The following is a 9,325-nucleotide window of genomic DNA, read 5'->3' as shown; positions in this document are numbered from 1 at the left end:
ACGGTCTTGACGACCTCGCTGACGACGTACGCGCACACCACTCCGGCCGGGCCGGGGGGGGGGGGGGGCCCGGGGCGCCCGGGCCCGGGGCGGGCGGTCGCGGGCCGTGTGGCGACGCGCCGGTGGCATGGGAAGGGGCCGGGGCGGAGGGCGGGGGCGGGGCCGTGGCGCCCGTGACGGGGGGCGGGGCGGTCTGGGGGCGGGGGCGGGCGATGGCGGCCAGCGCCCGCCGTACCGGCTCGCCGCCGGAAGGGCGGGAGGCGGGGTCCGCGGCCAGGAGCGAGAGCACCAGCCGGTCCAGCTCGGCGGGCACCTCGGCACGGTGCCGGCTCGGCGACGCGGGCTCGGCCCGCCCCTCTTCGGCGGCGTCCCCCGGAGGGTCCTCGAACGCCGGGCGGCCGGTCAGCAGCTCGTAGCAGACGCACCCCAGGGCGTACAGGTCCGACGCGGGCTCGGCCGGGCGCCCGGCGGCCTGCTCGGGAGCGGTGTACCGGGTACCCGGCGCGGCGAGCCCCGCCAGGCCGAACCCGACGACCTTGAGCACCCCGCTGCCGGCCCGCCGGAAGGTGTCCGGGTCCACCTGCCCGTGCACGACCCCGGCGCGGTGGGCGGCGTCCAGCCCGGCGGCGGCCTGGCCCACCAGGTCGCACGCCTCGGCGATCGGCAGCGGCCCGCGCGAGCCCAGCTCCTCCCCCAGGCTCTCGCCGCCGAGGTACTCCATCACCAGGTACGGCGTGCCGTCCTCGTCGCCCACGTCGAGCACCATGGCGACGTTCGGGTGGATGACCCGGGCCACCGCCTCGGCATGCCGCTGGAGCACCTCCCGCGTGGCGGCGCCCGGCCGGAGCAGCTTCACCGCCACGGTCCAGTCGGCACGCGTGTCGTACCCTCGCCACACCTCTCCCATCGGCCCGTTGCCGATGCGCTCGTCGAGCCGGTACCGGCCAGCGACCATGGACGGCGCTTCGTCCGACATATCCCCGCCAATAACTACAGAAACGGCATTTTCGACCCACCATAGAGCCCCAGCCGTCCCCCGAAGCGCGGATTCAGGAGAGCACCGCCGCCGACCTGCTCAGGGACGCGGGGGCTGCGGCCGCTCGCCGCCCTCCTCCGGTCCCACCGGCCGTTCCCCGGCCTGTCCCGTGTCGGCCGGCGCCTCGCAGGTCTGGCCCTCGCCGCCGTCCTGGTACGTGCGCTCGACCGCGTCGAAGCCCTGCCCGATCTGCTCGTCGTGCTTGTGGCCGGTTCGTTCCTGGGCGAACTGCTCGGCCTTGCGGAGCGCCTCGTCGGTCTGCGTGGAGTGCTCCTTCGCCACGTCCTTGGCCTTCTTCAGCCATTCGCCGATACCCATGGTGTACCTCCTCCACTGCCTCGGTGACTGGCGTACCCGGCAAACGGAGCGATCCCCCCTAAACAGGTAGATATCCCACCCAAAGGCCGGAGATTGTCAGACAGCGCGAAGGGCGGGAAGCCAGTGGCTTCCCGCCCTCACACGGACTCCGGAATCAGGCCGTGGCCGGCTCCGGGGCGCGTCCCGGACGCTCGGGCTGCAGCGGGGCGTCCAGCTCCTGCGGCGGCGCGTTGAAGACGGCCTCGTCCAGGCGGCCCTCCGAGCGGGCCACCAGCACCGGCACCACCATCTGGCCCGTCACGTTGGTCGCGGTGCGGATCATGTCGAGGATGGGGTCGATCGCCAGCAGCAGGCCGACGCCCTCCAGCGGCAGGCCCAGCGTGCTCAGCGTCAGCGTGAGCATCACCGTCGCCCCAGTGAGGCCGGCGGTGGCGGCCGAGCCGACGACCGAGACGAACGCGATCAGCAGGTACTCCCCCACCCCCAGCGGCACGTTGAAGACCTGGGCCACGAAGATGGCGGCCAGCGCCGGGTAGACCGAGGCGCAGCCGTCCATCTTGGTGGTGGCGCCGAACGGCACCGCGAAGGAGGCGTAGTCGGCGTCCACGCCGTTGCGCTCGATGGTGACGCGCTGGGTCAGGGGCAGGGTGCCGACCGAGGAGCGGGAGGCGAAGGCCAGCTCGATGGCGGGCCAGGCGTTGCGGTAGAAGGTCAGCGGGTTGACCTTGCCCCAGACGGACAGCAGCACCGGGTAGACGGCCAGCAGCACGATGAAGCAGCCCACGTAGACGGCGACGCTGAACTTGGCGAGCGGCGCGAGCAGCTCCCAGCCGTACGTGGACACGGCCTTGCCGATGAGGCCGGCGGTGCCGATGGGGGCCAGGCGGATCACCCACCACAGCGCCTTCTGCACCAGCTCCAGGACGGAGCGGCTGAGGGCGAGGAACGGCTCGGCCTTGTCGCCGATCGCGAGGGCGGCGGCGCCGAGGACGGCTCCCAGGAAGACGATCTGGAGGACGTTCATCTCGGTGAAGGCGGTGAAGACGTTGGTGGGCAGGATGCCGGTGACGAAGTCGAGCCAGGTGCCGGCGCCCTCCAGATCGGGGGCCTTGGCGGCGCCGGTGTCGAGGGTGACGCCCTGGCCGGGGTTGATCACCAGGCCGAGCGCGATGGCGAAGGCCACGGCCACGGCCGCGGTGGCGAGGAACCACAGCAGGGTCTTGGTGGCCAGCCGGGCGGCGCCGTTGACGTTGCGCAGGTTGGCGACGCTGACCAGCACGGCGGTGAACACCAGCGGCGGCACGGCCACCTTGAGGAGCTGGACGAAGATCTGGCCGACCTTGGTCAGGGTCTCGGTGAGCCAGGCCACGTCCCAGATCTTGGCGACGAAACCGAGGGCGACGCCGAGCGCGAGGCCCAGCAGCAGTTGCAGGGAGAAGCTGAATCTCTTCACGGAAGGAAGACTCCGGAGGTGCGGACGGCACGGCGGTGCGCACGTCATGCGGGCAGGGAGGTGGCGCCTGGGGTGGCGTTGAAAGGGGATCGGCGATCGAGCGCGTCAGAGCGCGATCAGCGACAGATGGCCCCGATCACCCGGCAAAGGTCGATGTGCAGGCGCTCGACCAGCCACACGATGACCACGGAAAACCTCACGAGTCTGTCCAACACACCGCACCTCCGGCCGTATTCCACGTTCCGGAGGTGATCGGCGTCACAGTGACGGAAGCCGCCGTCAGCCGGCGATGTCCTTGATCTGCTCGATGAGCCGCACCCGCTCCTCGTGCGTGCGGCCGAGCGGCGCGACGTTCAGCGTGGTCACGCCCGACTCCTTCATCGCCCGCACGCGGTCGCGCACGAAGCCCTCGCTGCCGATCAGGGAGATGCTCTCCAGCAGCTCGTGGGGCACGAGCGCCGCGGCCTCGTCCTTCTTGCCGTCGAGGTACAGCTCCTGGATCCGCTCGGCCTCCTTCTCGTAGCCGTAGCGGCGGGCCAGGTCGTTGTAGAAGTTGCGGCCCTTGGCGCCCATGCCGCCGATGTAGAGGGCCGCCATCGGCCGTCCGAACTCCAGCAGCCCGGCCACGTCGTCGCCGATGGCCAGCGACGCCTGGGCGATCACGTCCAGCTCGCCGAGCTCGGGGTCGCGCCTGGCCTTGCCGGCGGCCAGGGACTCGCCCCACACCGCCGCGGCCTTCTCCGGCATGTAGAAGATCGGCTCCCAGCCCTCGGCCAGCTCGGCGGCCAGCTCGACGTTCTTGGGGCCGATGGCGGCCACGACGATGGGGATGCGCGGGCGCACCGGGTGGTTGATGAGCTTGAGCGGCTTGCCGAGGCCGGTGCCCTGACCGGCCGGGAGCGGCAGCGTGTAGTGCCGGCCCTCGTACTGGACGCGCTCGCGCCGCCACACCTGGCGGCAGATCTCGATGACCTCCCGGGTACGGCCGAGCGGCGCGGTGTACGGCACTCCGTGGAAGCCCTCGATGACCTGCGGCCCGGAGGCGCCGAGACCGAGCGTGAACCGCCCGTTGGACACGAAGTCCATGCCGGCGGCGGTCATGGCGAGCAGGGTGGGCGTGCGCGAGTAGATCGGCAGGATGCCGGAGGCGATCTCCAGCCGCTCGGTCCGGGCCGCGATGTAGCCCATCTGGCTGACCGCGTCGAAGCTGTAGGCCTCGGCCACGAAGACGATGTCGAGCCCGGCCTTCTCGTAGTCGGCGAGCTCGGCGACCGTCTCCTTGAAGCCGCCCGAGTAGTTGAGTGCCATACCGATGCGCATACCGGGCTCCCGAGACCGAATGATATTCCGTTGCGAGGGCAACAGATTAGCGGGTCGGCGCGCGGTACGGCGACCGGCTAGCCTGGTGCCGATCTCGGAGAGGGGCCGATGCTGAAGAGAGTCGTCGGGCGGATCGTGGTGACAGCGGCGGTCGTGGTGGCCGTGGTGCTGGCGGGGCATCGGCTGATCCCCGCGATGGGCGGCTTCACCCCCGTGGTGGAGAGCGTGCTCCCCTGGCTCGGCCTCGCCGTGCCCGTCCTGCTCGGCCTCGCGGCCCTGGCCCGTTCACGGGCGGCCCTCGTGGCGGCGCTGGTGCCGGGGCTGGTGTGGGCGGCGATGTTCGGGCCCGCCTGGTTACGCACCCCGCCCGGCGGGCCCGCCGACCTGTCGGTCGGCACCGTCAACGTCGGCGTGACCAACAGCTCCTCCGGCACCGCCGTACGGACCATCGCCGACGGCCTCGACCTGCTGGCCGCGCAGGAGCTGACTCCCGGCGGCCCCGCCGCCAAGCGGCTGAACACGCTGTTCCCCCATCGCTACACGGTCAGCACGGTCGGGCTGTGGAGCCGCTACCCGATCCGCGAGTCCAAGCCGCTCGACGTCGGCATGGGCTGGGTGCGGGCGCTGCGGGCGGTGGTGGACACGCCCGAGGGCGACGTCACCGTGTACGTCATGCACCTGGCCTCGGCCCGGCCCGGCCAGACCGCCTCGCGCGACGAGTCGCTGGCCGCCGCGCGCCGGCTGGTGGACGCCGACCCCAGCAAGCGGATCCTGCTGCTCGGCGACCTCAACACCGCCACCACCGACCGGGGCATGCGCGGGCTGACGCCGCCGCTGTCCGACGCGCAGCAGGAGGCGGGCCGCGGCTTCGGGTTCACCTGGCCGTCGTCGTTCCCCATCACCCGGCCCGACCACATCCTGTACAAGGGGATGACGGCGACCGAGGCCGGCGTGGCCCCGGCGACGGGCAGCGACCACCGCGCGGCCACCGCCTCCTTCCGCCTCTAACCGTCCCTGGACAGCCGCTCCAGGTCGGCCGGGGTGTCGATGTCGGCCGGATCGCCGAGTCCGTCGCACGGCACCCCGGTCACCAGCTCCGGATGGGCCTTCAGGAACGGCCGGGCGCCGGTGTCCCCCGCCGCCAGCCGGGCCACCTCGGCGAAGTCGCGCCGCGACAGCAGCACCGGGTTGCGCCGCCGCCCGCCGTACGTGGCGACGGCCAGCCGCGCGCCGCTGGCGACCAGCGCGCGGACCGCCTCCGGCCGGATGAACGGCTGGTCCACCAGGGCCACCACGACCGCCCCGGCCTCCTCGGGCAGCGCCGCCAGGCCGACCCGCAGCGACGAGCCCATGCCGGACCTCCAGCCGGGGTTGCGCACCACCACCGCGCCACGCACCTGAACGGTCGCCGCGCCCAGCACCACCACGACCGGGTGGCAGCCGCCCTCCTCCAGCAGCCGCACGCCCCGGTCGACGAGCCGCTCCCCCTCGTGCTCCACGAGCGCCTTCGGGGTGCCGAGCCGCGAGCCCTCGCCGGCCGCGAGCAGCAGCCCGGCCACGCGGCGCGCCCCGGCGCTCACGGGCCCTCGTGGTGGATGCGGCCGGCGGTGTCGCTGAGGGGCCGGCCGGAGCCGCCCCACCTGAGCTGGATCAGCTCGGCCGCGATCGACACGGCCGTCTCCTCCGGGGTGCGGGCGCCCAGGTCGAGGCCGATGGGCGAGCGGAGCCGGGCCAGCTCCTCCTCCCCCAGGCCGGCCTCGCGCAGCCGGGCCAGCCGGTCCTCGTGGGTGCGGCGCGAGCCCATCGCCCCGACGTACCCGGCCGGGGTGCGCAGCGCCACCTCCAGCAGCGGCACGTCGAACTTCGGGTCGTGCGTGAGCACGCAGATGACCGTGCGCCCGTCCACGCCGACCGAGGCGAGGTAGTCGTGCGGCCACTTGACCACCACCTCGTCGGCCTCCGGGAAGCGCCTGGGCGTGGCGAAGACCGGCCGGGCGTCGCAGACCGTCACGTGGTAGCCGAGGAACTTGCCGAGCCGGGCCACCGCGGCGGCGAAGTCGATCGCGCCGAACACCAGCATGCGGGGCGGCGGCGCGAACGAGTGGACGAACACGGCCAGGTCGTCCAGCCGCCGCTCCCCCTGCGGACCGTACCTTCTGATCCCGGTGACGCCCTGGGCCAGCATGCCGCGGGCGTCGTCGTCCACGGCCTCGTCGAGCCGGTCGAGGCCGAGCGTGCCGGACGAGCGGCCGGGCCAGACGACGCGGCGGGCGCCGACCCGGCCGGGCCCGGACACGACGGTGGCCACGGCGACCGGCTCGTGCCCCTCCACCGAGCGGGCGATGTCGCCGAGCTCCGGGAACGTCTCGACGGACACCGGCTCGACCAGGATGTCGATGATGCCGCCGCAGGTCAGGCCCACGGCGAACGCGTCGTCGTCCGTCACGCCGTACCTCTGCAGGACGGGCTCGTCGATCCCGGCGGCCAGCTCGAACACCGCGCCCTCGACGCACCCGCCCGACACGCTGCCGACCACCTCGTCGCCGCGCACCGCCATGGCCGCCCCCGGCGGCCGCGGCGCGCTGCTGAACGTGCTGACCACGGTCGCCAGCCCGAAGCTGAGCCCCGACCGCCACCACCCCGTGATCTCCGGCAGCACGTCACGCATGGGCGAGCCTTTCGCTGAGTGCCTCGTAGGCGGCCAGGCTGTGCCCGGCCACCAGGTCGTCCAGGTACGGCAGCACGGCCCGCATGCCCCCGGTCAGCGGCTCGTAGTCCTCGTACCCCTTGTGTGGGTTGACCCAGATGACCCGGTACGCCTGCCGGGCGAGGCGGGCCACCTGCGCGCCCAGCAGGCTCGGGTCGCCGCGCTCCCAGCCGTCCGAGGCGATCACCACGATCTGGCCGCGGGCGTGGTGGCGGGCGAGGTACTCCCGCAGCTCCTCGCCGAGCCGGGTGCCGCCGCTCCAGTCGGGGATGGCCAGGGACGCCTCGGCCAGCGCCGTGCCGGGGTCGCGGTGGCGCAGCTCGGCCGTCACGGGGGTGAGGCGGGTGCCGACCGAGTACACGCGGGTGGCCCGCGGCTCGCCGCGGACCAGGGCGTGCGCGAAGCGCAGCAGCGTCTCGGCGTACGGGGCCATCGACCCGCTGACGTCGACGAACAGGACGACGCCGCGCGGCCGGACGGTGTGCGTCCTGCGCAGCAGGCGGGCCACGTCGCCCTTGCGCAGCGCCTCGCGGAGGGTGCGCCGCTGGTCGAGCCGGCCCCTGGAGGACGGCTCGAACCGCCGGGAGCGCCGCGGCGCGCGCCCGGCGCGCAGCATCGACAGCAGCCGGTGCACCTCGGCCCGCTCGGCCTCGGTGAGGGCGGCCACGTCGCGGTGGCGCAGCAGCTCGGTACGGCTGGCGCTGCCGGGTGCGCTGTCGCGCTCGTCCTCGTCCCCGGTGTCGTCGCCTGTGTCCTTGCCCGGGTCGTCGGTCAGGGTGAGGGTGTGCCGGGTCACGGTCACCGGGGCGGCGGCGCGGCGGTCCGCGGCGCGGCCGCCGAAGTACGCCTGGAAGCAGCGGTCGTAGCGCGGCAGGTCGTCGGGGCCGGCGCAGAGGGTGAAGCGGCCGGCCCAGTAGACGTCCCGGGGCCGGGCCACGTCGAGGTGGTCGAGGGCGCGCAGCAGGGTCCGGGTCCGCTCGTGGTCGGCGCCCACGCCGGCGGCCCGCAGCGTCCGCGCGAACCCGGTCACGGTGGCGGCCAGCCCGTCGAGCGGCTCACTCATGTCGCAGCAGCCCGCCGGACAGGACGCTCTCCACGTCCTCGCGGTACTTGAGCGCGGCGCCCAGCGTGACGGCGGCCCTGGCCGGGTCCAGCTCCCTGGCGCCGAGCGTGAGCAGCGCCTCGGTCCAGTCGAGCGTCTCGGCCACGCCCGGCGGCTTGACCAGCCCCGCGCCGCGCAGCCGGGCGGCGGCCCGCGCGACCTGCCCGGCCAGCGTCTCGGTGCACTGCGGCAACCGGCGCAGCAGGATCGCCACCTCCCGCTCGAAGCTCGGGTGCTCCAGCCAGTGGTAGAGGCAGCGGCGCTTGAGCGCGTCGTGGACCTCGCGGGTGCGGTTGGAGGTGACCACGACGACCGGCGGCGTCTCGGCCCGCACGGTGCCGAGCTCGGGGATGGAGATCGTGAAGTCCGACAGCACCTCCAGCAGGAACGCCTCGAACTCGTCGTCGGCCCGGTCGATCTCGTCGACCAGCAGCACGCACGGGCTCGTCTCCAGGGCTTTCAGCAGCGGCCGGGCGACGAGGAAGCGCCGGTCGTAGATCTCGCCCTCCAGCCGGCCCACGTCGGTGACGCCCGCGGCCTCGGCCGCCTTGAGGTGGAGCAGCTGCCGGGCGAAGTCCCAGTCGTACAGGGCCTGGGCGGCGTCGAGGCCCTCGTAGCACTGCAGCCGGATCAGCGGCGCCTCCAGCAGCGCGGCGAGCGCCTTGGCCAGCTCGGTCTTGCCGACGCCGGCCTCCCCTTCGAGGAACAGCGGCCGGCCCATCCGCAGCGCCAGGAAGGCGGCCGTGGCCAGCCCCTCGTCGGCGAGGTACGCCTGCCGGTCGAGCAGCTCGGCGAGCGTGTCCGGCGACTCGATGCCCGCCCTCGCACCCGCGCTGACGCCCGCTCTGCCACCGACCGCGCTTCTCGCCTCACCCGTCCGCCCCAGCACGCTTTCAGGCTACGCGCCGGACCGTCCGGCGTCAGTCCTCGCGGGCCTCGCCGCGCTCGCGGATGAGGGCGGACAGCTCGGCCGTGGCACGGCGGGCGCGGGCCTTCTCCGAGCCCTGGATGCCCATCGCGCCGATCGTACGGCCGTCCGAGAAGTCGAGCCGGGGCCACGGGTCGCCCACGAGGAGCGTGATGTCGATGACCTCGGGCCAGCTGTAGCGGTGGGTGCGCAGGGCGTTGACGATGGTCAGGCCCTCCTCGTCCGCCTCGACGCGCACCCGCCCGAGCAGGTGCAGCACCCACGCCACCGCCAGCCCGAACACCACGAACGCGACCCGGTCGGCGAGCTGGAACGGCTCCGCGATGAGCAGCGCCATCAGCGCGGCCCCCGCGACGACGAGCACGGCGAAGACGTACGGGACGATCCTCCCCCGGCGCGGGCGCCAGGTGACGGGCAGGGCCGGGGCGGACACAGGCTCGGGCACGCGTCGAACCTACCGC

At 73.9% G+C, this 9,325-nt stretch carries 11 protein-coding genes; 1 reads left to right on the top strand and 10 read right to left on the bottom strand.

The window, feature by feature from the left end:
- The 5 genes from ABZS51_RS28715 to ABZS51_RS28695 form a co-directional block, all read right to left on the bottom strand.
- Positions 1 to 955 (bottom strand): serine/threonine-protein kinase (locus ABZS51_RS28715; protein WP_355447224.1); only part of this gene is annotated, 955 nt, incomplete at its 3' end.
- 120 nt (positions 956 to 1,075) lie between these two features.
- Positions 1,076 to 1,354: an antitoxin gene (locus tag ABZS51_RS28710; RefSeq protein ID WP_355447221.1), complete on the bottom strand. Its 279-nt coding sequence runs from the start codon at positions 1,352 to 1,354 to the stop codon at positions 1,076 to 1,078.
- Positions 1,355 to 1,508: 154 nt separating this feature from the next.
- Positions 1,509 to 2,807: a dicarboxylate/amino acid:cation symporter gene (locus ABZS51_RS28705; protein ID WP_310714414.1), complete on the bottom strand. Its 1,299-nt coding sequence runs from the start codon at positions 2,805 to 2,807 to the stop codon at positions 1,509 to 1,511.
- A 116-nt stretch (positions 2,808 to 2,923) separates the two neighbouring features.
- Positions 2,924 to 2,986: a putative leader peptide gene (locus tag ABZS51_RS28700; protein WP_355447230.1), complete on the bottom strand. Its 63-nt coding sequence runs from the start codon at positions 2,984 to 2,986 to the stop codon at positions 2,924 to 2,926.
- A gap of 100 nt (positions 2,987 to 3,086) precedes the next feature.
- Positions 3,087 to 4,127 (bottom strand): LLM class F420-dependent oxidoreductase, encoded by a 1,041-nt coding sequence (locus ABZS51_RS28695; RefSeq protein ID WP_355447218.1) that lies wholly within the window; start codon positions 4,125 to 4,127, stop codon positions 3,087 to 3,089.
- Positions 4,128 to 4,235: 108 nt separating this feature from the next.
- Here ABZS51_RS28695 and ABZS51_RS28690 point away from each other — a divergent pair, with 108 nt between their 5' ends.
- Complete coding sequence (locus ABZS51_RS28690) at positions 4,236 to 5,135, top strand: endonuclease/exonuclease/phosphatase family protein (protein ID WP_310714410.1); 900 nt, start codon at positions 4,236 to 4,238, stop codon at positions 5,133 to 5,135.
- Here ABZS51_RS28690 and ABZS51_RS28685 read toward each other — a convergent pair.
- The 5 genes from ABZS51_RS28685 to ABZS51_RS28665 all read right to left on the bottom strand — a co-directional run bounded on the left by ABZS51_RS28685 (position 5,132) and on the right by ABZS51_RS28665 (position 9,309).
- A complete protein-coding gene (locus tag ABZS51_RS28685) occupies positions 5,132 to 5,707 on the bottom strand; it encodes a nucleotidyltransferase family protein (RefSeq protein ID WP_355447215.1) in 576 nt (191 codons plus the stop codon). The genes ABZS51_RS28690 and ABZS51_RS28685 overlap by 4 nt on opposite strands.
- Positions 5,704 to 6,795 carry an XdhC/CoxI family protein gene (locus tag ABZS51_RS28680; RefSeq protein WP_355447212.1) on the bottom strand — a complete coding sequence of 364 codons (1,092 nt, stop codon included), beginning with the start codon at positions 6,793 to 6,795 and terminating at the stop codon, positions 5,704 to 5,706. The genes ABZS51_RS28685 and ABZS51_RS28680 overlap by 4 nt, the downstream gene beginning before the upstream one ends.
- Complete coding sequence (locus tag ABZS51_RS28675) at positions 6,788 to 7,897, bottom strand: VWA domain-containing protein (RefSeq protein ID WP_355447209.1); 1,110 nt, start codon at positions 7,895 to 7,897, stop codon at positions 6,788 to 6,790. Before ABZS51_RS28675 ends, ABZS51_RS28680 begins: the two co-directional genes overlap by 8 nt.
- Complete coding sequence (locus ABZS51_RS28670; RefSeq protein WP_355447227.1) at positions 7,890 to 8,750, bottom strand: MoxR family ATPase; 861 nt, start codon at positions 8,748 to 8,750, stop codon at positions 7,890 to 7,892. The genes ABZS51_RS28675 and ABZS51_RS28670 overlap by 8 nt, the downstream gene beginning before the upstream one ends.
- A 106-nt stretch (positions 8,751 to 8,856) precedes the next feature.
- On the bottom strand, positions 8,857 to 9,309 hold the full coding sequence (locus tag ABZS51_RS28665; protein WP_355447206.1) for a PH domain-containing protein: 453 nt from the start codon (positions 9,307 to 9,309) through the stop codon (positions 8,857 to 8,859).
- Between the last annotated feature and the right edge of the window lie 16 nt (positions 9,310 to 9,325).

It is taken from the genome of Nonomuraea sp. NPDC005501 (assembly GCF_040605905.1).
GTDB lineage: Bacteria > Actinomycetota > Actinomycetes > Streptosporangiales > Streptosporangiaceae > Nonomuraea.
Note: the sequence above shows the minus strand (reverse complement) of the source record. Positions and strands in the feature narration are given on the sequence as shown.